The sequence below is a fragment of the Collinsella aerofaciens genome, from assembly GCF_040915545.1.
Classification (GTDB): Bacteria; Actinomycetota; Coriobacteriia; order Coriobacteriales; family Coriobacteriaceae; genus Collinsella; species Collinsella aerofaciens_BE.
Map to the genome: position 1 here is coordinate 93210 of NZ_JBCPDH010000002.1, position 23292 is coordinate 116501.

Below are 23292 nucleotides of genomic sequence, written 5' to 3' on the forward strand. Positions count from 1 at the left end.
GCGCTACTCCTCCCCCATGAGCTCGCCGGCGTTGCGACGCAGCCACTCAAAGCATAGCGCCGTGGTCGCCTGGGCAACATTGAGGCTCTCGGTCATGCCGCGCTGGGGAAGCTTAGTCAAAAAGTCGCATTTCTCGAGCACAAGACGCGAGATGCCGTCGCCCTCGGAACCCATGACGAGCGCAACGCGGCCCTCGAAGGGGGCGTCCCAGCAACTGCCTTCGGCGCGCTCGGAGGCGCCGCTCACCCAAAAGCCGGCGGCCTTGAGGTCATCGAGCGCACGGGCGATATTGGGAACCTGCGCGATGGGCAGGTGCATGACGGCGCCAGCAGAAGTCTTATAGCTGCCGACGGTCACACCGGCGGCGCGCTTGTTGGCAATGATGACGCCCGCCGCGCCCACGACCTCGGCGGAGCGCACGATGGCGCCAAAGTTGCCGTCGTCGGTCACATGGTCGAGCACGACGACGAGCGCCGGACCGTCGCCCGCACGGTCGAGGATATCGGCAACATCGGCATAGGGGAAGTTGCCAACCTCGAGCGCAATGCCCTGGTGAGCGCCATGGCTCGACAGCGCATCGAGCTGCGCGCGCGGCACATACTTAATGCGGACGCCTGCAGCGTTGAGGTCGTCGACCAGGCGCGACAAGGCGGCATCGCGCTCCCCGCCCTCAGCGATGAGCGCGCACTTGACGGGAAAGCCGGTACGCAGCGCCTCGGCGGCAGCACGGCGACCTTCGATAAACTCGCCCTTGGGGGCCTGAACGTTGTCGCGGTTGCGATCTCGCTGCGGACGCGCAGCCTGGGCTTGGGAGCGCTCGCGCTGGCCCTTGGAAGTGGCAGCGCGATCGTTGCGGCGAATAGGACGCGAGCCAGAAGCAGCCTGCTTGCCTCCACGCGGTGCACGCTTGCGATTGTCGGCCATAAAACGGCCTCCTTAAATAGATAACGAACAAGAATCGACCGTCCGAGCCACGGCACCTTGCCTTTCAATCGTCGGGCATGACCACCAGGTCTATGCCCTCCTCTTTCAAGGCAATCTGCCGCACCTCGAACGGTCGACAAATACTAGAGACTCTTAATACGGGTGCCAGCGGTCGTATCCTCGATGGTGAGGCCCAGGTCCTTGAGCTGGTCGCGGATGGCGTCGGCCAGACCCCAGTTCTTGGCGGCGCGGGCCTCGGCGCGGGCCTCGAGAATCTTGGCAGCGGCCTCGTCCACGTCGTCACCCGTGTAGGCAACCAAACCGGCGGCAACGCCCAGCAGGCCCAGCGGCAACTCGACCTTGGGCTCGGGGAGCTCAACGCCAAGCGTATCGAGCAGCTCGGCCAGCGTGTCGGCGGCGGCAAGCGCGGCGGCCTTGTCGGCAGCGTCGCCCGCCTGCTCCAGGTACTGGTTGCACTCGGTCACAAAGCCAAAGACGGCACCCATGGCACCAGCGGTGTTAAAGTCGTCGTCCATGCACTCCTTAAAGGCGGCACGAGTCTCGGCGGCCTTGGCGGCAAACGCCTCGGCGGCAGCCGCATCGGCATCGGCCGTCGCATGGTTCGCGGCCCAGCGCAGGTTCTCAACCGTACCGGCGATACGCGTGAGCGAGTTCTCGGCACCCTCCAGGCGCTCCCAAGAAAAGTCGAGCGGCGAGCGATAGCTCGTCTGCAGCATCAGCAGGCGCAGGGCGGCAGCGGAGTGCTGTTCGAGGACCTCGGCCAGCGTAAAGAAGTTGCCGAGCGACTTGGACATCTTCTCGCCGTCAACCAGCAGCATGCCCGTGTGCATCCAGGTGTTGGAAAAACCCTGGTGCCAGGCGCAGGTGGCCTGGGCGCACTCGTTCTCGTGATGCGGGAAGGCAAGGTCGGAGCCGCCGCCGTGGATGTCAATCGGAGTGCCCAGGTAGCGATGCACCATGGCGGCGCACTCGGTGTGCCAACCGGGACGGCCCTCGCCCCAGGGGCTCGGCCAGCTGGGCTCGCCGGGCTTGGCGGCCTTCCACAGGGCAAAGTCGAGCGGGTCGTTCTTGTCCTCGTTCTCCTCGATGCGCGCGCCAACCATAAGGTCGTCGATGTTGCGGCCCGAAACCTGGCCATAGTTGGGATCGCTGCGCACGGCAAAGTACACATCGCCGTTATCGGCTGCGTAAGCGTGGCCCTGCTCGATAAGCGTCTTGATCATGGCGATCATGGGGCCGATCTCCTTGGTGGCGCGGGGGCGCACATCGGGATCGAGTACGTTGGCGGCGCGCATGACGCCGATGAACTTGTCGGAGAACTCCGTCGCGACCTCGGCAGCCGTACGGCCCTGCTCGTTGGCGCGCTTGATGATCTTGTCATCGACATCGGTGAGGTTCTGGGCGAACGTGACCTCGTAGCCGCTCGCGATGAGCCAGCGTCGAATCACATCGAAGCTGATGAACGTGCGGGCATTGCCGATGTGAATGTTGTCGTAGACCGTGGGGCCGCACACGTACATGCGGACCTTGCCGGACTCGACGGGCTGGAACTCTTCCTTTTTATGGGTAGCGCTGTTGTAGATACGCATTCGTTACTCCTTAACGGTTTTCTGTAGCAGGCAGACGGCCCAGGCACCGATTCCCTCGCCCTGGCCTTCCCAACCGAGCTTTTCGGTCGTGGTGGCGGCGACGCCCACGTTTTCGACGTCAACGCCCAGGGCATGGGCAAGGTTGGCGCGCATGGCATCGCGGTGCGGGGTGATCTTGGGTTGCTGACAGGCAATGGTGCAATCGGCATCGACAAACTCAAAGCCCAGCTCGCGCGCATAGTCCATCACGCGGGCAAGCAGCACCATCGAGTCGGCGCCCTCATAGGCAGGATCGGTGTCGGGGAATAGCTTACCGATGTCTCCCCCGCGGCAGGCGCCCAGAATGGCGTCGGCCAAGGCATGCGCGAGCACATCTGCATCCGAGTGGCCCAGCAGGCCGCGCTCGTAGGGAATGTCGACCCCGCCGATGATACATCGACGCCCCTCCACCAAACGGTGGACGTCGTAGCCGTGGCCAATGCGCAGGTTACTGAACATGGGGAAGGTCCTCTCCCTCGGCCATGCGACCGAGCAGAATCGCGGTTACGGGACGCAAATCCTCGGGCACCGTCACCTTAAGGTTATCGCGCGGGCTCTGGACACAGCGGACGCGCCCGCCCATGCGCTCGACCAGCGATGAATCATCGGTACCGATAAAGCCCTCGGCGATAGCAGCGGCGTGAGCGCGCCTCATGGCGTCGACGCTAAAGATCTGCGGCGTCTGCGCGGCCCAATAGAGCTCGCGCGGCGGCGTCTCGACGATATTATCGCCGTCGACGATTTTGAGCGTGTCGATCGCGGGCTGACCGCACACGACACCGTCGAGCGAGCGGTCGCCCACAAGCACGTCGATAGCGTGATCGATGGCCTCGGTGGTAATGAGCGGACGAGCGCCGTCGTGAATGGCGACATATTCGAAACCCGCCGGAACCGCATGCACGCCGGCACGGGTGGAATCCTGACGGGTATCGCCGGCATCGGCAAAGCTGATGGGCGTGTCATAGTCAAACGGGTCGATGGCCAGGCGGCGCATCTCGGCACGGCGCTCGGCAGGGCAAACCACGACGATGTGGCCGACCTTGTCGCTCCGATCGAACGCGCGGATGGACCAGCTCATGAGCGGACGGCCCGCCACGTTAACGAGCTGCTTGCCGCCGGGATTTCCAAAGCGCTGGCCGCTGCCGCCGGCAACGACCACGGCGCATACGGGCGCCATTATGCGTTCCCCTGTTTGGTGCCCTTCATGCGGTACAGGGAGTCCGCAAGAATGGCAGGGTTGTTAACGCCAAAGTCGCCCAGGCGCTCCGGATCCTCGCTGATGTCGTCCATGAGCTCCTGCAGCGAGCCATACTCGTCGACGATCTTCTCGGCCACGCCGTCGCGCACGACGGACACGCGCGAAAGCGTGCGCAGGCCCAGCGGCGTCATGACGGAGTCCTCGTCCAGGTCGTCGTAACCCAGAACCGCCGCCACATGCTGTGGGTCGGACAGGTCCTTGGGCGTCATACGGGCAAGCTCTGCGCGGATCTTCTCGGCGTTTGCCTCGGAGGAATCACTCGCGTAGTCGCGAATCATCAGGTCATACTCGGTATCCATGCTGGAGCCGGCGAGCTGCTCGAGCTGCATCTGCACGAGCTTGCCCTGGTTGCCCAGCTTGACGATGCAATCCTTAAGCTCGGTCTTTGCCTGCTGCATGATCTCGAAGCTCGAGAAAATACCGGTAATGTCGGCGAGCGTGACGTAGTCGTCGAGCTCGAGGGCCGTCAGGCGCAGCAAGGAGCGATCGAGCGACTGACGGGTGGTCTGGAGCGTGGCTACGAGCTGGTTGACCGAGCTCATGATGGTGGTGACGGGCTGGATCTCGTAGCTCTTGCCGTGGACGTACACATTGACGACGGCACGACGGGCCGAGACCGAGATCACGATGGCATCGGTGAGCACCGACATGCGAGCGGCGGTGCGGTGACGCATGCCCGTCTCACTCGTGGCGAGCGAGGGATCGGGATTGAGGTGGAAGTTGGCGCGCAGGATCTGGGTGAGGTCGCCATCGATAACGATAGCGCCGTCCATCTTGGAAAGCTCGAACAGGCGGTTCGAGGTGAACGAAATGTTGAGCGGGAAGCCGTCGTTACCGGCAGCGAGCACGTTTTCGGTGTCGCCGACGCAGATAAGGGCGCCCAGGTGACCGGCGATGATCATGTCGAGGGCGGTGCGGATCGGCTGACCAGGTGCCGTCAGGCGGATGGCCTGTTCCATACGCTTTTGCAACTCGTTCTTATCCAAGGCATCGCTCCCGTCGTATACGCTCCATAAACGCTAAATAGTTTCTCACGGTTTGTCCCTGCGGCGCTTGCGAAATCCGATGCTTACAGAATGAGCGAACACAGCTTAGGCAGCTCATTTGGGACGAGGCTCTCTTGACTGCTCATGTGGTAGCATCGGGTCTCATATTAATGAGGGAGTAGTCGCGTAATCGGGCTCGCCCGCAGAGAGGGAGCCAGACTATGGGACTCGCAGAGCTCGTGCTGCTCGCCGTTGGCCTTTCGATGGACGCCTTTGCCGTTTCCATCTGCAAGGGCCTTGGCATGAAAAAGATCAAGCTTAAAGTCGCCGTCGTGCTCGGCCTGTTCTTTGGCGGCTTTCAGGCCGGCATGCCCGTAATCGGATGGGCGCTCGGCAGTCAATTCATGGGCATCATCGGACCCGTAGACCATTGGATCGCCTTTATCCTTTTGGCCTTTATCGGCGGCAAAATGCTGTGGGAGGCCTTTACCGAGGACGAGGATGAAGGCGACGGCAAGGATGCCGAAAAAATCGACCTGGGCGAGTACCTGATCCTCGCCATCGCCACCTCAATCGACGCCCTAGCCGTGGGCATCTCGTTTGCGGCGCTCTCGGTTGACATCGTTCCCGCTGTATCGCTTATCGGCATCACAACGTTTATCTTCTCCGTCGCCGGCGTAGCGATCGGCCACACCTTTGGCGCGCGCTACGAAAAGCCTGCCACCATCGTGGGTGGCGTCGTGCTCATCCTCATCGGGCTTAAGATCTTGCTTGAGCATCTGGGGATTTTGGCGCTGTAACGCCAAACACAATCGCTCAAAACTCAACGCCGCACAAGGCCTCATGCAGAATTTTGCATAATGCCTTTTCGTGCAGACTTTTGCATGTCATACTAATATGCAAAAGTCTGCACGTTAGGAGATCGCCGTGGACACCCTTCCCATCACCACACCGCGCCAAGCTGGCATCTACGTGCGCCAGGCACGCGAGGCTCAGGGTCTCACCCGTGCCGCCCTCGCTAAAACGGCCAGTGTTTCGGAGCGCCTGCTCGCATCGCTCGAGCTAGGAGACGCCACCGGCATTCGACTCGACAAGCTGCTGACGATTTTCAATGCTCTTGGACTGGCACTCGCCGCTCAAGGGGATATCGGCGAAGCGAAAAACGAGCGACCAGTCGACGCCCCGCATGCCAATCCGCTGCCTCGCAGCATCCCCAGGCGCCATCACACTCAACGTCCTCATCATCGCAACCGTCGTAGTACCCCCATTCCGGCTCTTGCAGATGCCCCCTTTACATCCGCACTCTACGACGAGGTCTTCGCCGATTTCGCCATGTCCAATCTCGGAGTCTCGATTGCCGCAAACGTATCTAACCAAACCAAGCCCGAAGGGAAATAGCCAATGGCCAGAACATCACTTCGGACCATTATTTGCGGCGTACCTGCGGGAACGCTCACGCAAGATGAGAACGGTCTTATCAGCTTTACCTACGATCATGACTATGACGGGCCAGCCCTATCGACCAACATACCCGTATCGAATCGCACATACGGACAACAGGTCATGAATCCGTACCTGTTTGGCCTCCTACCCGACAGCGAGGACCAACGAAAAGCGATTGCCACCGAATTCGACGTTAGGCCCAACAATCCCGTTGCGTTGCTCAGCCATATCGGACTCGACTGTCCGGGCGGAGTGCAGTTTTGTGCCGAAGAAGAGGCCGACGCCGTCCTGCATCGCGCTGGCGAATATCGCCCTATAGACGACCACGAGATTGCCTTGCGCCTCAAGTCGATCAAGGATGACCGCGAGACATCGTGGATGGGCTTAGATGAAAGTTGGTCACTTGGAGGCAACCAGGGCAAGTTCGCACTCGCGCTCATAGACAGTCGCTGGTGCGAATGCCTAGGCTCCTCGCCCACGACGCATATTTTCAAAAATGGTGTTATCGGATTTAAACTCGAGGCTCTTAATGAGTTCGTCTGCATGAAAAGCGCCCAGCGCGCGGGTATCGCAACGGCGAACGTTGAGTATCGCTTATTTGAGGACGAACCCGCCCTCATTGTTGAGCGATATGACCGCGTGAAAGTCAAAGACGGAACAATCATGCGTCTACATCAAGAAGACCTCTGTCAGGCCCTTGGAGTGATGCCCGCTCAAAAGTACACAGCAGACGGCGGCCCGACCGCACGCGATATTCAGGAACTCCTCGTCAATACGAGTCATCATCAACTTAACCTGTATCTGTTTACGCAGATTCTCTTCTTTAACGCCATCATCGGCGCACCGGACGCGCATGCGAAGAACTATTCCCTGCTTCTTGGAAACGGCGACACAGCTATGATGGCCCGTATGTATGACGTTGCATCGGGGCTGGCATACGAACGCATGCGGCGAAAAGCGCGCCTTGCCATGAGCGTTGGCGGCGAAAATCGTGTGGGGCGCATCGGTCCAGGCGCTATCCGTCGATACCACGGTATGGGCGGTCCCGCGCTGGAGGCGGCGCTCACCGATGCCGGGCTATCCGAGAAGTTTTGCTTTGCGACCATGATGGACCTCGCCTACGAGGTACCCGTTTGCATGGAAGAGGTCATGGACGAATACGCCGACCTGCCCGGCATGGCGGACCTGCGCGAGCATATGCTCGGCCCCGTCCGTGAAAACTGCCAGCGCACCCTCGACCTCATCAAGGCGGATATGGGCTAGGTGGCGGCAAATTCCCATTTCCCGAAAGAAGAGAGGGGGCACCCATCGCAAAAGCTCGGGTGCCCCCTCTCATAATGTCATTTGCAATCCGCTAGCACGTGGCTCGGACTGCTGCTAGCGCAACCTTTACGCAGCGAGGCGCTTGAGGACGTCGATGAGCAGCTCGTAGAAGCGCTCGGCAGAAGCGAGCTCCATGCTCTCGTCCGGGGTGTGGACATCGGAGAGCGTCGGGCCCACGGCGATGGCGTCCAGGCCGTGCAGGGCCTCGGCAAACAGGCCGCACTCAAGGCCGGCGTGAATGGACTCGATGCGCAGCTCGGAGCCAAAGAGCTCGCGATAGCTCTCGACAAAGATGTCGCGGACCGGCGAATGCTCGGCATAGCTCCAACCGGGATACTCGAACTCAAACTTGGCGTCGAAGCCCAAGACATCGGCCAGCGTCTGCAGGCGGTCCTTGAACTCGTTCTGCAGCGAGGTGATCGAGGAGCGCGGGGACAGCATAATCTTGACCTGGTCGTCAGAGGTGGCAACCACGCCGATGTTGGAGGAAACCTCGACGGAGCCGTCAGTGGCGACGTTGCGGCGAATCACGCCGTTAGGGGCAAGACGCAGGGCGCGGATGAGGGCAAGCGCGGACTTCTGGTCCATGGCCTCGACCTCAGTGTTGTCGGCAATCTCAACCGTGCAGGTAAAGCCGGGGTCGAAGACCTCGAGCTCGGCGGTGACGTCGGCGATGATGCCCCTTGCGATCTCGGCCGCGGCCTCGGCGGCAGCGTGGTCGGCGTAGACCAGAACAGCCTTGCACTCACGGTTGATGGCGTTGTCCTTGGTGCCGCCGTTAAAGCTAACGATGGCGGGCTCGCCGGCAACCATCAGGCGGTCGATGATGCGGGCCATGATGAGGTTGCCGTTGCCGCGCTCCAGGTGGATATCGCTGCCGGAGTGGCCGCCCAGCAGGCCGGAGATGTCGAGCGTGAGGGTGCTACCGGTCTTGTGCTCGCGCGCGATCGGGCAGGTGTAGGTAACGACAACGCCGCCGGCGCAGCTAACGGTGGCAACGCCCTCTTCCTCAGAGTCGAGGTTAATCATGGTGCGGGCGCTAATCTGGGACTTGTCGAGCGTCTCGGCGCCGACCAGGCCAGTCTCCTCGTCGGTGGTGAATACGCACTCGAGGGCCGGATGGGCAATCGAATCGTCGTTGAGCACGGTAAGCATAAGCGCGACGGCGATACCGTTGTCGGCGCCCAGAGTGGTGCCGTTAGCGGTGAGGACGCCGTCCTTGACGACCAGATCGATACCATCGGTCGTAAAGTCGTGCTCGACGGAACCCAGCTTGTCGCACACCATATCGATATGGCCCTGCAGCATCACGGTCGGGGCATTCTCGGCACCGGCAGATGCGGGCTTGCGAATGATAACGTTGTAGACCTCGTCCTGGTACACATCGAGGCCGCGCTCCTTGGCAAACGCAACCAGGAAATCGCTGATGCCCTTCTCGTTGCCAGACCCACGGGGGATCGCGCTGACCTCCTCAAAGAAATGGAACAGCTGGGCGGGCTCGTAGCCGGTAATCTTGTAGTCCATGGTGCCTCCTTGGCGCAACTGGTTAGACAGTAAGACATGCGCCTTGTATATTCCCAGACTTTACGTGCATAAACCAGTCGAAAACGCCGAGCGCCCTCGCATCATCGGCTAACGGCGAGGAAACGCCACTTTATCAAGATAAAGCAGGTTAGACGGGCCGTGCCGAAGGGACGTTGGACCCTTCAACCAACTTCAACGCCTGTTGAACATTAATGCATACACCATTGGTATGTTTAATGAGATTTTTGTCTTCTGTCACGACGTAATCGGCATCAATGCGATTGGCGACGCCCAGCATCAGGTCGTCCTCAAAGTCGTTGTGATGATACTTGAACACAAAGGAGTCGAAGACCTCGTCTGCACCGACCGAGGCAATAATCGACTTTTGCCGAATCAGGCGAACACACGCCCACGCTGTCTCGTCGGCACCGGCGATGGCTTCGGGAGTGAGAGCCCCCTCACGGCGGGCGTCGGCCTTCATCGTCCTTCCCAGAATGTAATAGACGTCTTTGACAGACAGGGAGGACGAGAAGAGGACGATATCCTCCGCTTCCGCCGCGCGAGAAAGGAGCTCGACTATCGGCCTGGTCGCATTCGTACGAGCGAGAAAGTAATCTAGCCAGACGTTCGTGTCGATCAACAGCTTGAGCACACGTTTCGTTCCGACGCCGCTCATAATTCGATCCAATCGCTGAATCTCTCGCTCATCATTTGATCGTATAACTCGTCGTAATCAAAGGCTTCATCGGGGCTCGGCCTCTGAATCGAGAACCGCTCATAAAAATTCGAAATTAACGCAGCCCCTTCCGAGACGCGGGACGATCTCGCCTTCGATCGTATGTCGTCAGGCAGGACTTCGTCATCATTCTTTTTTGCGACGGGCATATGACCGTTCTCGGTCAAGTACTGCCACAGCTCCCTCACAGCTTGTGACGGCGTCATGCCAATATGAGTCAGTACGGCGTCTCCTGCCTCTTTGAGCTGGCGATCTATACGCACGTTCATCTGAACTGGCCGCGTGTCGAGTATTGATGTAGGCATATCAACTCCTTTGCTATACTGAATCTCAATTTCAGTATAGCACGGCAGATTGAAGCACATTTCAATAGAAACGGGGGCGCCTCCTTATCGGAAACGCCCCCGTTATACAAGGTATGTTTAATCCCTACAGCGCGCCGGAACCGGCTTGCATCATGCCGCCGGGGCCCGAGGTCACGCCGCCGCTCACGGGCGCGGCGTTGCCGGTGTGCGGTGCCGCCGGGGCGGTATCGCCACCGAGCGTGCCCGCCGGACGCGGTGCCGGGATCTCGCCCGTGCCGTGGCTAAAGACAAACTTGCCATCGGCCACGTCGCACAGGACGGTATCGCCCTCGCCCCACTCGCCGGCCAGGAGCTCCTCGGACAGCGGGTCCTCGATGAGCTTTTGAATAGCACGGCGCAGCGGACGCGCACCGTTGGTGAGGTCGGTGCCCTCGGCCACGATCTTGTCATAGGCCGCATCGGTGAGCTTGATGTTCATGCCGTTTGCGATCAGGCGCTGGCGCAGGTCGTCCACCAGCAGGTGCGCGATCTTGGTCAGGTTCTCGCCCGAAAGCTTCTGGAACACCACGATGTCGTCGATACGGTTGAGCAGCTCGGGGCGGAACAGGCGCTTAAGTTCGCCCATCGCGCGGCCGCGGATCTCACTCGAGGTAAGGCCCTGCTCACCGGTGGTGCCAAAACCGACGCTCGCATCCTGCGCGATCTCGCGGGCGCCCACGTTGGACGTCATGATAATCACGGTATTGCGGAAGTCGACCGTCTTGCCCTGGCTATCGGTCAGACGGCCCTCCTCCAACACCTGCAGCAGGATATTGAAGATGTCGGGGTGCGCCTTCTCGATCTCGTCGAACAGCACGACCGAGTACGGGTGACGACGAACGGCCTTGGTAAGCTGACCGCCCTCGTCGTGGCCCACGTAACCCGGAGGGCTACCGATGAGCTTGGAGACCTCAAACTCGCTACCGAACTCGGACATGTCGAAGCTGATGAGCGCGTCCTTGCTGCCAAAGAGGTACTCGGCGAGCGTCTTGGCGAGCTCGGTCTTGCCCGTGCCGGTGGGACCCAGGAAGATAAAGCTGCCGCCGGGGCGACGCGGATCCTTGAGCGGCGAGCGGCTGCGGCGCACGGCCTTGGCGACGGCCTCGACAGCCTCGTCCTGGCCGATGATGCGGGTCTTGAGCACGCTTTCGGTCTGCAGCAGGCGCCGGCTCTCGCTCTCGGTGAGCGAGGAAACCGGCACGCCAGAGGTCACGGACACGATGTCGGCAATCTGGGCGACGTCGATGGTGAGCGGGCTGGCGTCGAGCTCGGCGGTCCAGGCGGCCTTGGCCTCGGCGAGCTCAATCTCGGCGGCCTTCTGCTGCTCGGTGATCTCGGCGGCCTTGTTCATGTCGTCGCTCTCGGTGGCCTCCTGCGCGGCGGCCTTGAGCTCCTCTATGCGATGCTCGGCCTCGCGCACCGGCTCGGGCGCGCGGTTGGCGGCGATGCGGGCGCGGGCGCCGGCCTCGTCAATGAGGTCGATGGCCTTATCGGGCAGGAAGCGATCCTGGATGTAGCGGTTGGAGAGGTTCGCGGCGGCCTCGATAGCACCCTGCGTATAGCGCACATGGTGGTGCTCCTCGTAGCGCGGCTTGAGCGCAGTCAGGATCTTGACCGTGTCCTCGACGCTCGGCTCCTCGACATCGATGGTCTGGAAGCGACGCTCGAAGGCCGGGTCCTTGGTGAGGTACTTGCGGAACTCCTCGGCCGTGGTGGCACCGATGATCTGGAAAGCACCGCGTGCGAGAACGGGCTTGAGCATGGAGCTCGCGTCGATGGAGCCCTCGGCAGAGCCGGCACCGATGATGGTGTGCATCTCGTCAATAAACAGGATGACGTCGTCAGCCTCGGTGGCCTCCTGGATCACGTTCTTGAGGCGCTCCTCAAACTCACCGCGATACTTGGCGCCCGCGACAAGACCCGGCAGGTCGAGCGTCCAGATATTCTGGTTCATGAGGTTCTCGGGCACGTTGCCGGCTGCAATCTGCTGAGCCAGGCCCTCGACGATGGCCGTCTTGCCCACGCCGGGGTCGCCCAGAATGAGCGGGTTGTTCTTGGTGCGGCGCGAAAGAATTTCCATCATACGCTGGACTTCCTTTTCGCGACCAATTACAGGGTCGAGCTCGCCATCGCGCGCCTTTTGCGTGAGGTTGGTGGCGAACTGCTTGAGCGTATCGGTGCCGCTCCCCTTTTGCTGCGACGCGTCCGAGCCGCTAAAGAACGGCAGGCCCGCACCGGGACGCCCGGCACCGGCGCCGGCGAGCGGACGCTTCTTGTCCTGGTCCTTGGCGGTAAGTTTCTCGATAGCCTTTTTGATGGAGGCGGACGACACACCCAGGCGCATGAGGATGTCCATGGCCATGCCGTTACCCTCTTCGACGATGCCAATCAGCAAGTGCTCGGTCGACACGTAGGTCTGGTTGTTCTCACGTGCCACGCGGAAGGAGCGCTCCATCACGCTGATGACGAGCGGCGTAAAGGCAAGCTTGGCAGCCTCGGTCTCCTCGCTGGGCTCGGGAACCGTGGTCTGGACCTCCTTGAGGGTGTCCATGATGTCGTCGTAGGAGATATCAAGCGAGCGCAGCGCCTCGGCAGCGATGCCCTCGTCCTCCTTGGCGAGTGCGAGCAGCAGGTGCTCGGTGCCCACCTTATTTGAGTGCAGATCGAGCGCCTCCTGTTTGGCCATCGACATGACCTTGCGCGCTCGATCGGTAAATCTATCTAACATGCTCGTTTCCTTACATGAGTTCATCGAAATCAAAACGCCCGCCCGTCGGCGGCGCTTTTGTCTCTTTACCCACAGGTTGTCTATGTTAACAGCTGGAGGAATATCTATAAACCCGGCTCACATGAATGCAAGTTATGACCGCATCGCGGGACTCACCGCGCGATGCGCGACAGGCGCCCCGCAAGAGAAACCCTAGGCGTCTTTCACCACGTCGGGACTCGTCGCACGCGATGCGCGATAGGCATCGGCCTCCTTGGAGACGCGTTCGAGCAGCTCGGATGTATCGACGCCCTCGACTTGCGCGACCGTTTCCACCGTCTGCATGGCAACCGCCCTCAGGTACGCGCACGCGCTGTCCCCCGGCTGCTCGAGGTCTATCTCCTCGCCGCCCTCCCGGGCAAAGCCGACCGCCATCACAAAGCCCATGATGCCCGAGACCAGAAAGCCCACCGCAAAGCTCGAATCTGCCTTGAGCTCTTCTCCGTCGGGGTGGACGATCTCTCTCACGCGGTCGATGATGATCATATGGATGCCCTGCACGACCTGCTCGGCGGCACCCGCCCTCATGGTGATGACGATGCGCCGCAGCAGGCAGCGGACGTCGCGCCGGTCGAACGCCGAAAGGTCGCCCTCGCTCGAAAAATGCCAGAGGGCATCGGTGATGAGCTCGTTATCCTGCAGCAGCTGGGCTATGGCGATGGCGACGAGTTCATCGAAATCGTGAAAATAGTAGTAAAACGTTCCGCGATTGCACTGGGCGGCGCGGGTCACCTCGCCAACCGACAGCTCGAAGATGCTGTTGTTCTCGATGAGCTCCCAAAACGCCTCGATGATACGGGTGCGTGCATCGGGCGCATCGGCGTCCTTACGCGGTCTCGCCATGCGCCTCACCGCACCCCTGCGCCTTGGCGTTCATGATGAGCATCTGAAGACGGTTCTCCACGTTGGCGAAGCTCACGTCGGGATCGTAGTCGAGCGGCAGGAACTGCGCCGTGGGATACTGCTCCTTGAGCGCATGGATGAGCCCGCGCCCCACGACATGGTTGGGCAGACACCCGAACGGCTGCAGGATCACGAAGTTGCGGCAGCCGCGCTTGGCGTGCTCGAGGATCTCCGCCGGAATCAGCACGCCCTCGCCCGCATCGAACGTATGGTGCAGGATCTTATCGCTCGCGCGCACGAGCTCGGGCATGCGCGTCGGCGGCTCGTAGAGCGGGCTCGCCGCGCCCAGGCGGTCGCAACGGTCGTGCGCGAGCTCGAACAGGTTGTCCGCCGTGGCGTACCAGGCCTTTTCGGGCAGCGACAGGTCGACGTGGAACTCGCGCGACTGCGCATGCTTGTAGAAATAGGTTTTGCGGATCACGTCGGTCATGCGCGCCTCGATAACCTCGAGCCCGTTGTCCTCGAGGTAGCGCTCGATCTCGTGGTTGGCGCCGAGATGGAAATTGAGCAGGTACTCGCCCACGATGAGAACGGTCGGATGCGGGTTCGAGCGGTCGTACGGAACGGCGTCCATGATCGCAAGCGCGCGTTTGAAGCCCGTCGCCTGGCCTCTCAGCCCGGAGCGCTCCATGCCCTCGATAACCTCATCGAGCGCGCGGTCGAACGCAGCGTCCGCCGCGCCCTTCTCGAGCTCGTAGGGACGGATGCGCCTAAGCATGGCCTCGAGGGCATCGATCATGGGAAGACCGTAGGCGATCTGGATGCTCGGGCCAAGGCCGAGCTTGAAGCCCGGATGCGCATTGTGGGCATCGACGTCGTCGTTGGTGAGCACCGGGACATAGTCGTATCCCGCGTCGTCGAGCGCGCGGCGCAGCAGGGGCATGTAGTGCGTCAGGCGGCAGTCGCCGATATACTTGCCAGTCACCACGGCGACGTCGTGCGGGTCGTACTTACCGCTCTCGAGTGCCGCGAGCGCCTCGCCGATCACGATTTGCGCGGGGAAGCAGATGTCGTTGTGCACATAGCGTTTGCCCAGGCGGATGGCATCCTCGCGCCCGATATCAAGGGCCTCGGCGCGCACGCCCTGATTGCGCATCGCCGCGGTCATGAGCCTGCAGAACGCATGGGAGGTGTTGGGGACCAGCGCGATCTTGTCGTGCCGGTCGCGCTTGGTGTACTTGACCTTATACGGGTCGTCGAGCGGATGGACCGCGTGCACCCGGGCGCCCTCGGCACGCTCCTCCGCGCGACGACGGTTGACCGACTCGATAAACGAACGCACGCGAATGCCCATGGGACCGGCGACGTCGCTCTCATCGAGCTTGATCATCATCGGAACCTTGGAGCCCATCTCGCCCATCATGCGCGCGATCTCGTCGGTGAGATACGCATCGTGGCCGCAGCCGAAGCTGCCCATCTGCACGAGCTCGAGCTCGGGCGTCGATGCGACGATGACCGCGCACGACAGCATGCGCGCATGGTAGTTGTTCACGATGTCGATGCGGCTGTTGGAAAGATCGACGTTGCAGACCCCCGGCACCGCATCGGGCGTCAGCACGGGGATGCCGCGCTCAGAGAAGAGCTTGGGCAGCCCGTGGTTGACCAGCGGGTCGTTGTGGTACGGGCGCGAAGCGATCACCACCGCGTAGCCGCCGTCCTCGCGCACGTTCTCGAGCACCTGCCTGCCGCGCAGCTGCAGCTGGTTCTCAAACGTCTCCTGCGCGCGGTCCGCCTGCTCGGTCGCCTTGGCAACCAGGTCGGCATCGATATCGAAGGTCTCCTTGCACCACGCCTTGAGCTGGCGGTTTCGGTCGCCCTCGTCGTACCAGTGGAACAGCGGCGTATCGAACGGAACGCCGAAACGCTCCTCCGGGTTATCGGAATTGCGCATCACGTAGGGGTATCCCTTTACGACGGCGCACATCCACTCGCTGGTAGAGGCGGTGTTTTCGGTGGGCACCGTCGTGATGATGGGCATGAAGATGCGGTCGACGCCGGCGTCGACGAGATTGCGGATGTGCCCGTGGACGAGCTTGGCCGGGAAGCACACGGTGTCGGATGTGACGTGCGCCAGACCGCGCTCGTACATCGCCTTGGTGCTGCGTCCCGAGACGCGCACCTTAAAGCCGAGCGTGCTGAAGAACGTCGACCAGAACGGCATGGTGTCCCAGAACTCGAGCACACGGGGAATGCCGATCGTGACATCGCGCCCCCCGCAGACGGGAACCGTGGGGTACGACTCGAACAGCAGCTTCTCGCGGTCGACAAAGAGATTGGGGGCAGCCGCGGTCCGGTCGCGCCCCGTGCCGGGTGCCTGTGCCTCGCAAGCACCCTGCGGACGCAGCTCCTCCGCCGCGGGAACCTCGCGCACGAGCTCATCCCATGAGATGGCGCCGCCGCGCGGGCAGCGATTGCCCGTGACGTAAAGCGAGCCGTCGCCAAATGCCACGACCGCGCGCTGGCAGCGGTTGTTGCACCGACGGCAGGTAACGCCGCCGAACTCGCGATGCTCGAAGCGCTCCACGGCATCGAGCCCGATAAACGACGTGCCGGCGTCGCCCTTGCGGCATTCCTCGCGCGCGAGCAGGGCGATACCGATAGCGCCCATCAGCCCCGGGTGGGGCGCACGCGTGACGGGTTTGCCCAGATACTGCTCGAATGCGCGCAGCACCGCGTCGTTTCGGAACGTGCCGCCCTGGACGACGACTTTGTCGCCCAGACGGTTGAGATTTGAAACGCGAATGACCTTGGTGAACACGTTCTCGATAATCGAACGGCAGAGACCGGCCATGATGTCGCCCGGACCCTTACCGCGCCGCTGCTCGGAAACGACGCTGCTGTTCATGAACACCGTGCAGCGGCTGCCGAGAACGGCGGGGGCTTTGGACGAAAATGCCTCGGTCGCGATATCCTCAACGGCTATTCCGAGGTTTTTGGCAAAACCCTCGAGGAACGAGCCGCAGCCCGCAGAGCACGCCTCGTTGACGACGATATCGGTCAGCACGCCGTGGTTGAGCCAGATGGCCTTCATATCCTGTCCGCCGATGTCGAGCACGAAGGTCGCATCGGGAACGCATGCGCACGCGGCGCGGGCGTGCGCGACCGTCTCGACCGTATGGTAGTCGGCGTGGAACGCGCGCGCGAAAAGCTCCTCGCCGTATCCCGTGGTGCCCACGGCATCGATCGCAAGCGTGACTCCCGCTGTCTCCCAGCGGTTCTTCAAGCTGACAAGACCCTGTTGGGCGACGTCGAGCGGTCTGCCGTTATTAGACGCGTAGAACGAATCGACAAGCTCACCCGCCTCATCGACCAGGGCGAACTTGGTCGTCGTGCTCCCCGAATCGATACCGAGCGCCACACGCACCGTCTCTCCGGGCGCATACGCATCCGGACCCTTTGCCGGCGTCTCTTTGCCATGGCGTGCCGTAAAATCCGCCTGCTCGGCAGGTGTGGCAAAAAAGGGCTGGGCAAGACGTCCCTCCCCGCTTGCGGGCGCGACCGTCTCGAGCTTATCCAGCCGGACAAAAGCGTCGGGAAGGTCGATCGGTTGGGACGATGCGAACATGTCGGTCAGCGACAGGGCGGCACCGCGCGCGACCATGATCTGCGGATCGCGCGGGACGATAACCTGATCGTCCGATAGATTCAGTTGCTCCCGGAACACGCGGACCAGTGTGGGGTTGTAGGCGAGCGCACCGCCCTCGAAGATTACCGGCGGCTCGATGTCGATACCCTGGGCCAGACCGCCGATCGTTTGGCGGGCGACCGCGTGAAGCGCCGAAAGCGCCAGGTCGGTGGTAGGAATGCCCTCGTTGAGCAGCGGCTGGATATCGGTCTTTGCGTACACGCCGCAGCGGCCCGAGACCTCGTGGACGGTCGTTCCCCGGCTTGCGAGCTGCTCGAACTCGCCCGATTCGGTGCCGACCCCCATGAGCTTTGCCATCTCGTCGATAAATGCACCGGTACCGCCTGCGCACGAGCCGTTCATGCGCATGTCGGCAACCTCGATGTCTCCCTTATCGTTGGTGCGGAAGAAGATCATCTTGGCGTCTTGGCCGCCCAGCTCGATGGCGCAGCGCGTCTGCGGATAGAACCTGCTGATCGCGAGCGCGTTGGCGACCACCTCCTGAACGTACGAGGCGCCCAGCGCGGTCGCGATATCGCGCGCACCCGAGCCGGTCACCGCAACGCGCAGCGACTCATGGGGAAAGCGCTCGGCGAGCTCGCCGAGCATGGCGCGCACGCTCGCTGTCTGACACGCCCCGTGGCGGCGATATCCCCACCACGCCTCGGTCATATCCTCGTGCATCGCGTAAACTTTGGTCGTCGTCGACCCTACGTCCAGTCCTACTAGCAACGCCATAATGCTCCGTCTCTCGCATTTTTCCTGCTAGAGATATACCACTCTACGTAATACAACAGACTGTTGTATTTAAACTCCGTATAAAAAGCGGCTGCCGAAACGCTTCAGCAGCCGCCGAATGCACCAACAGATTGTCTGCGCGCTAGCACGTCGGGCAACGGAGCAGCACGGGCCCTCCGGTCATGCGCACCGCTCGCGCCCGCGATGTCGCCGAGCGAGCTATCCACGCTTAGGGCTCCAACCAAGCAAGTCGCCCGCGCTCAGCAGGTCCCTAAGCGAGCTACTCGCACTCAGAAGCCATAGCCTGCTCCAAGAGCTCGGCATGCTCCTCCTCGAAAACCGTCCCCACAGGGAAGGCGCGACGGAAGACGAAGCGGGAAATCGGACCGGCTACCAAAAGGTTCCACGGCAGCGCCATCACAAAATTATGCGGGATGTTGATCATCCAGATCGCGGGCACGGAATACAGGTTCGCAAGGATGCCGCCGGGCATGTGCGTCAGGCCCTCGCACGCGCCGTAGAGCGACATGATGATGACCATGGGAACGACCATGCAGGAGCTAACGGCGAGCGTCATGGCGAGCGGCGAGCTCTTGCCCGGCGCGACCAAGTACTTAAAGGCGAAACCCTTGGCGAGCGGGCTGGCGACGAACCAGTCGCAGCACATGGCAAAAATGTAGGCAACGGGGAAGCCGAGCCACGCAGCGGCAACGACCTCGCCGTTGATGGCCCCGTGCTGCAGGGCAACGTTGTAAATGCTCATCCAGAGCACCATGCAAAAGCACATGATAAAGGTGAACAGCAGGCTCTCTCGTTTGTTGATAGGCATAAAGGGCATGGTCCTTTCCGTGTTACGCCGCGGCATCACGCAACAAAAACGGGCGGGCAAGATGGAGCTGTTGGGACTTCATCTCGCCCGCCCGTGATACGTGCGTCTGCGACTACTTATGTGGTGGAACCAGCCTAGCACGAAAACCCCGCGCTTCGTAAGCGTTGAGTTTATGAAGATGCAGGGCACCAATAATCCCCCGACCCCCTAAGTTGCGGTGGAATACGGACTGTTTTGACCCTTTAAGCAACAATTCAGTCCCTATTTCACCGCAACTCATTTGGTGCAAAGTAACCTGTCCCCCTTGCACCAATTAGCTGGTATGGCGCCAGCGAGGGTCGGTGAGGGTTCTCGCCACGCCCAAGCCAACGGGCAGAAACGCCACGATGAGCACTGCGCGCACAAACCAGCCGAGCATGTTGACCGTGTCGAAGGTGCACATGTAATACATAGAGCGATAGAGATACAGACCGGGCACCATAATGACAATCGAAGGTACCGTGAGGGCGATGCGCGGGTAGGTGAGCTTGACTTCGGCCAAGCTTGCCAGCAGACCCGATACCAGCGCGCCGATAAACGCTGCTGCCTCGGGAGGCATTCCCGTGCTGAGGCCCAGGAAGGGAATCATCGTCGGCGCATCGACAAGGGTCAGACGCAGGGTATTGGACACGGCGCCGATCAACCCAGCTGCCGCGGCCATCTTTACCGGGCTGTTGAACATCACCGAGAAGCCGAATACGCCAACGAAGCTCATCACCACGCGCAGGAGCGTAAGGGCAAGCGGCGAAAGGCCCAGTGGGGCAAAGTCGTCCGGCGCCAGGCCAACACACTCGGCAACCATCCAACCTACGAGCGTCGCCATCACAATAATCGATACGGCATATGAAAGGCGCTCGATACCGCTTCGCATGTCGAGCTTGGCGATGTCGAGGCCCGCCGTAATGAGCGGAAAGCCGGGAATCACAAAGAGCATGGCGCCGATATAGCCTTCTTGGTGCGACATTGCCCCCGGTATGACCTGGCCAAGGCCGAGCAATGCCAGCAGATACGAAACGCAAGCGAGCGCAACGCCGGTCGTCAGCGCGCTGAACTGACCAAGGCCTTGCTTGAGAATATGGGAGCGGGCAAAGTTGCCGACACCCGCGCCCACAAACGCGCAGGCCATCTCGATAGGGCCGCCGCCGAGCAAAAAGACGAAGGCGCCGCAAGCACAGGCTGCCGCAAGGCCCTGTTGCCAGGGAGAGTAATCGGGCTTTGAGCTCTCAACGGTCCTGAGCATCTCGTGATACTCGTGTACCGTGAAGCGACGACCATAGGTCTCGATTTCCTTGAGGAAACTCTCCATCATCCAAATGCGATGGGTATTGACTCCCGTTGTGGGCAGGCTGACAACCTCGTTAAAGCAGTGGCCATCTTCGATGCAAGTGCACTCAAACGACAGAAGACTCAGGTCGACGTGAATTGTGACGCCGAGCACGTCAGCAACACGATTCATGGTATCGCGTACACGCCAGGCACCCGTTCCGCTCGCGAGCATAAGCATGCCGGTGCGGCAGATGATGGATGACTTATCGGTGAGCGGCGCATCGACGGCAAGTTCATCGCCTGCCGTCACGATCTGATGCCAGTCAGTTTTCATATGGAGCGCGCCGGCACGAACGCCGTGGTGCATGGGGGCTCTCGAAAGCAGCGAGTCAAGGCGCGAAGGCTGTGGGGGCTCCACTGATTCACCCTCAACCTCATCAGCCTCTTCATCGACCAGATCAAAGGAATCAAGCGGCGCTGGCTCGCGACGGTCGATCAGCTCCTCGTCCTCATCATCAAAGTAATTGAACTGATCGAGCATGTCCTCTTCAATCGCGCGCTCGCTCGCATCGTCCATCCCGGTGCTCCCTTCCTATCGACTAACCCCCATCCTAGACAGCGACGGCTAAAGGAAACATAAAAGAGACGGCTGTCATGCGAGCCATGTTCGCAATAGCCATTGGGTAGTCGTTTAAGAACGTCCCCAACGACTAGTCGTTTAAGAACGTCCCCAATGACTACTCCGACAACGTCGATGTATTGGCAACGCCAGCGAGCGGGTCGCATTTGTGACAAGGTGACGTGAAACGAAAGGGCGCTGACCTTTTGGTCGCGCCCTTGAAGTTGAACGTCAGATTGTCCAAATGCGGCCCGCGCAGCGTCGAACCGTTACGCGGTTCGTAGAACCGCGTAACAAATTAGTACATCTTTGCGCCGGCGGGGATGGAGGCGTCGAGCTGGATCAGGTTGAGGCGCTCCTCACCATCCTCCTCGTGGATGGCACTGATGAGCATGCCGCAGCTGGGGATGCCCATCATCTTGCGCGGAGGCAGGTTGGTGATGGCGAGCAAGGTCTTGCCGACCAGGTCCTCGGGCTCGTAATAAGCGTGAATACCGGAGAGGATGGTACGGTCGGTGCCGGTGCCGTCGTCGAGCGTAAAGTTCAGCAGCTTCTTGGACTTCTTGACGGCCTCGCATGCCTTGACCTTCACGGCGCGGAAGTCGCTCTTGGAGAAGGTATCGAAGTCGACGAACTCCTCGAACAGCGGCTCAACGGCGATCTTGGAGTAATCGAGCGTGGGCTTAAGCGACTTAACGAACGGGCTCGCGGCGTTGCCGGCCTCGGCAGCCTTGGCGGCAGCGGCACCGGACTGGAAACCCTTCTCGGGCTTCATGTGCGGGAACAGCAGCACGTCGCGGATAGAAGCCTGGTTGGTAAGCAGCATGACCACGCGGTCGATACCAATGCCAATGCCGCCCGCGGGAGGCATACCGTACTCGAGGGCGCGCACGTAGTCCTCGTCATACTCCATGGCCTCATCGTCGCCGCCGGCCTTCTCGGCCATCTGGGCAGCAAAGCGCTCAGCCTGGTCAACCGGGTCGTTGAGCTCGGAGAATGCGTTGGCGTACTCGTGGCCGGCGATGACCAGCTCAAAGCGGTGGGTCAGGCGCGGGTCGTCCTCAAAGCGCTTGGCAAGCGGGCTGACCTCGATGGGGTAATCGCACACGAAGGTCGGGTTGACGATGGTGTCCTCGCCCAGCTCATCGTAAATCTCGGCGATGATCTTGCCAGCAGTCCACTCGGGCTTGATCTCCAGGCCCTTCTCGCGCGCGGCGGCAGCAAGCTCCTCGACCGGCGTGTCGATGGTGACCTGCTTGCCGAGCACGTCGGAGACGATGTCGGTCATGGGACGGCTGGCCCACTCACCAGAAAGGTCGATGGTCTGGCCCTGGTACTCGATGACCTCGGGGTTGCCGATGGCCTTGTTAGCCGCCTTAATGACGCCCTGGGCGAGCGCCTTCATGCCCTCGAGGTCGGAGAAGGCACGGTAGGCCTCCATCGTGGTGAACTCGGGGTTGTGGGTAAGGTCCATGCCCTCGTTACGGAAGATGCGGCCGATCTCGAACACGCGCTCAAAACCACCGACGATGCAGCGTTTGAGGTGCAGCTCGGTGGCAATACGCAGGTAGCACTCCTGATCGAGCGCGTTGAAGTGGGTAATGAACGGCTTGGCCGTGGCACCACCCTGGATGGTCTGCAGGATGGGGGTCTCGACCTCCATGTAGCCGTCGGACTCCATAAAGCGACGGAAGGTGGAGAGAATCTGCGAACGCTTACGGAAGGTCTCGCGAACGTCGTCGTTGGCGATCAGGTCGACATAGCGCTGGCGATAGCGGGTCTCCTTATCGGAAAGACCGTGGAACTTCTCGGGCAGCGGACGAACGGCCTTGGAAAGCAGGGTCGCGCTCTTAGGGGCAACGGAAAGCTGGCCGCGCTGGGTACGCACGACCACGCCGGTCACGCCCAGGATGTCGCCCAGGTCGAGGGCCTTGAGCGTATTCCAGGCAGCCTCGTCCATGTCGTTGATGCGGCAGAACAGCTGAATCTCGGCAGTCGCATCGCGCACGACGATGAACATAATCTTGCCCTGACCGCGCTTGGCGACCACACGGCCGGCGATCTTCACGACGTCCTCGGTGTCCTCGCCATCGGCAAGCTCGGCGTACTTAGCCTCGATATCGGCGACGTAGTCCTCAAGCTCAGAGTGCTCGGGATAGGGGTTCTGGCCCGCCTCGAACAGGGCGGCGCGCTTGGCCAGGCGGGTGGCGCGCTCGTCGTTGAGCGTCGATGCCTGATCGGCGACGTTCTGGTTCTCTGCCATAAGTTAGCTCCTCAAACTAAAACGCTCCCCAGGATTCGGTCCCAGGGAGCGAAAAC

At 61.4% G+C, this 23292-nt stretch carries 17 protein-coding genes; 3 read left to right on the forward strand and 14 right to left on the reverse strand.

All coding sequences use genetic code 11. The features are described from left to right. Positions 1 to 3 precede the first annotated feature (3 nt). From rlmB to disA, 5 genes are all read right to left on the reverse strand, one after another. Complete coding sequence (gene rlmB, locus AB5202_RS01260) at positions 4 to 924, reverse strand: 23S rRNA (guanosine(2251)-2'-O)-methyltransferase RlmB (protein WP_368144048.1); 921 nt, start codon at positions 922 to 924, stop codon at positions 4 to 6. 143 nt (positions 925 to 1067) lie between these two features. Next, entirely contained in the window at positions 1068 to 2534 is a 1467-nt protein-coding gene (cysS, locus tag AB5202_RS01265) for a cysteine--tRNA ligase (RefSeq protein ID WP_368147465.1), read from the reverse strand. A gap of 3 nt (positions 2535 to 2537) precedes the next feature. Continuing rightward, complete coding sequence (ispF, locus tag AB5202_RS01270) at positions 2538 to 3032, reverse strand: 2-C-methyl-D-erythritol 2,4-cyclodiphosphate synthase (protein ID WP_006234975.1); 495 nt, start codon at positions 3030 to 3032, stop codon at positions 2538 to 2540. Then, positions 3022 to 3750, reverse strand: coding sequence for a 2-C-methyl-D-erythritol 4-phosphate cytidylyltransferase (gene ispD / locus AB5202_RS01275; protein ID WP_368144000.1), 729 nt, complete (start codon positions 3748 to 3750; stop codon positions 3022 to 3024). The genes ispF and ispD overlap by 11 nt, the downstream gene beginning before the upstream one ends. Further along, positions 3750 to 4790, reverse strand: coding sequence for a DNA integrity scanning diadenylate cyclase DisA (disA, locus tag AB5202_RS01280; protein ID WP_006234973.1), 1041 nt, complete (start codon positions 4788 to 4790; stop codon positions 3750 to 3752). The genes ispD and disA overlap by 1 nt, the downstream gene beginning before the upstream one ends. 248 nt (positions 4791 to 5038) lie before the next feature. Here disA and AB5202_RS01285 point away from each other — a divergent pair, with 248 nt between their 5' ends. The 3 genes from AB5202_RS01285 to AB5202_RS01295 all read left to right on the forward strand — a co-directional run bounded on the left by AB5202_RS01285 (position 5039) and on the right by AB5202_RS01295 (position 7523). Next, on the forward strand, positions 5039 to 5617 hold the full coding sequence (locus tag AB5202_RS01285) for a manganese efflux pump MntP (RefSeq protein ID WP_368143999.1): 579 nt from the start codon (positions 5039 to 5041) through the stop codon (positions 5615 to 5617). A gap of 127 nt (positions 5618 to 5744) precedes the next feature. After that, positions 5745 to 6215, forward strand: a complete 471-nt coding sequence (locus tag AB5202_RS01290) for a helix-turn-helix domain-containing protein (RefSeq protein WP_324249527.1) — start codon at positions 5745 to 5747, stop codon at positions 6213 to 6215. A gap of 3 nt (positions 6216 to 6218) precedes the next feature. Beyond that, positions 6219 to 7523 carry a type II toxin-antitoxin system HipA family toxin gene (locus AB5202_RS01295; RefSeq protein WP_368143998.1) on the forward strand — a complete coding sequence of 435 codons (1305 nt, stop codon included), beginning with the start codon at positions 6219 to 6221 and terminating at the stop codon, positions 7521 to 7523. Between the two features lie 126 nt (positions 7524 to 7649). Here AB5202_RS01295 and AB5202_RS01300 read toward each other — a convergent pair whose 3' ends face one another. The 9 genes from AB5202_RS01300 to lysS form a co-directional block, all read right to left on the reverse strand. Further along, positions 7650 to 9107 (reverse strand): aminoacyl-histidine dipeptidase, encoded by a 1458-nt coding sequence (locus AB5202_RS01300; protein WP_368143997.1) that lies wholly within the window; start codon positions 9105 to 9107, stop codon positions 7650 to 7652. Between the two features lie 148 nt (positions 9108 to 9255). Beyond that, the gene (locus AB5202_RS01305) at positions 9256 to 9783 is read right to left on the reverse strand and encodes a PIN domain-containing protein (RefSeq protein WP_117745784.1); all 528 of its coding nucleotides are present in this window, start codon (positions 9781 to 9783) and stop codon (positions 9256 to 9258) included. Beyond that, entirely contained in the window at positions 9780 to 10148 is a 369-nt protein-coding gene (locus AB5202_RS01310; RefSeq protein ID WP_368143996.1) for a type II toxin-antitoxin system RelB/DinJ family antitoxin, read from the reverse strand. The genes AB5202_RS01305 and AB5202_RS01310 overlap by 4 nt, the downstream gene beginning before the upstream one ends. Positions 10149 to 10272: 124 nt before the next feature. After that, positions 10273 to 12915: an ATP-dependent Clp protease ATP-binding subunit gene (locus AB5202_RS01315; protein ID WP_368143995.1), complete on the reverse strand. Its 2643-nt coding sequence runs from the start codon at positions 12913 to 12915 to the stop codon at positions 10273 to 10275. A gap of 192 nt (positions 12916 to 13107) precedes the next feature. Continuing rightward, positions 13108 to 13797 carry a TetR/AcrR family transcriptional regulator gene (locus AB5202_RS01320; RefSeq protein ID WP_368143994.1) on the reverse strand — a complete coding sequence of 230 codons (690 nt, stop codon included), beginning with the start codon at positions 13795 to 13797 and terminating at the stop codon, positions 13108 to 13110. Then, complete coding sequence (locus AB5202_RS01325) at positions 13781 to 18220, reverse strand: acyl-CoA dehydratase activase (protein WP_368143992.1); 4440 nt, start codon at positions 18218 to 18220, stop codon at positions 13781 to 13783. Before AB5202_RS01325 ends, AB5202_RS01320 begins: the two co-directional genes overlap by 17 nt. A 280-nt stretch (positions 18221 to 18500) precedes the next feature. Next, entirely contained in the window at positions 18501 to 19049 is a 549-nt protein-coding gene (locus tag AB5202_RS01330) for a DUF2798 domain-containing protein (protein ID WP_368143991.1), read from the reverse strand. A gap of 313 nt (positions 19050 to 19362) precedes the next feature. Then, the gene (locus AB5202_RS01335; protein ID WP_229030355.1) at positions 19363 to 20931 is read right to left on the reverse strand and encodes a threonine/serine exporter family protein; all 1569 of its coding nucleotides are present in this window, start codon (positions 20929 to 20931) and stop codon (positions 19363 to 19365) included. Positions 20932 to 21271: 340 nt separating this feature from the next. Then, positions 21272 to 23236, reverse strand: coding sequence for a lysine--tRNA ligase (gene lysS, locus AB5202_RS01340; protein ID WP_346982257.1), 1965 nt, complete (start codon positions 23234 to 23236; stop codon positions 21272 to 21274). Positions 23237 to 23292 lie beyond the last annotated feature (56 nt).

Coding starts and splice junctions, on each gene's coding strand:
- rlmB (WP_368144048.1), bottom strand. CDS start 924: ATGGCCGACAATCGCAAGCGTGCACCGCGTGGAGGCAAGCAGGCTGCT.
- cysS (WP_368147465.1), bottom strand. CDS start 2,534: ATGCGTATCTACAACAGCGCTACCCATAAAAAGGAAGAGTTCCAGCCC.
- ispF (WP_006234975.1), bottom strand. CDS start 3,032: ATGTTCAGTAACCTGCGCATTGGCCACGGCTACGACGTCCACCGTTTG.
- ispD (WP_368144000.1), bottom strand. CDS start 3,750: ATGGCGCCCGTATGCGCCGTGGTCGTTGCCGGCGGCAGCGGCCAGCGC.
- disA (WP_006234973.1), bottom strand. CDS start 4,790: ATGGAACAGGCCATCCGCCTGACGGCACCTGGTCAGCCGATCCGCACC.
- AB5202_RS01285 (WP_368143999.1), top strand. CDS start 5,039: ATGGGACTCGCAGAGCTCGTGCTGCTCGCCGTTGGCCTTTCGATGGAC.
- AB5202_RS01295 (WP_368143998.1), top strand. CDS start 6,219: ATGGCCAGAACATCACTTCGGACCATTATTTGCGGCGTACCTGCGGGA.
- AB5202_RS01300 (WP_368143997.1), bottom strand. CDS start 9,107: ATGGACTACAAGATTACCGGCTACGAGCCCGCCCAGCTGTTCCATTTC.
- AB5202_RS01305 (WP_117745784.1), bottom strand. CDS start 9,783: ATGAGCGGCGTCGGAACGAAACGTGTGCTCAAGCTGTTGATCGACACG.
- AB5202_RS01310 (WP_368143996.1), bottom strand. CDS start 10,148: ATGCCTACATCAATACTCGACACGCGGCCAGTTCAGATGAACGTGCGT.
- AB5202_RS01315 (WP_368143995.1), bottom strand. CDS start 12,915: ATGTTAGATAGATTTACCGATCGAGCGCGCAAGGTCATGTCGATGGCC.
- AB5202_RS01320 (WP_368143994.1), bottom strand. CDS start 13,797: ATGGCGAGACCGCGTAAGGACGCCGATGCGCCCGATGCACGCACCCGT.
- AB5202_RS01325 (WP_368143992.1), bottom strand. CDS start 18,220: ATGGCGTTGCTAGTAGGACTGGACGTAGGGTCGACGACGACCAAAGTT.
- AB5202_RS01330 (WP_368143991.1), bottom strand. CDS start 19,049: ATGCCTATCAACAAACGAGAGAGCCTGCTGTTCACCTTTATCATGTGC.
- AB5202_RS01335 (WP_229030355.1), bottom strand. CDS start 20,931: ATGGACGATGCGAGCGAGCGCGCGATTGAAGAGGACATGCTCGATCAG.
- lysS (WP_346982257.1), bottom strand. CDS start 23,236: ATGGCAGAGAACCAGAACGTCGCCGATCAGGCATCGACGCTCAACGAC.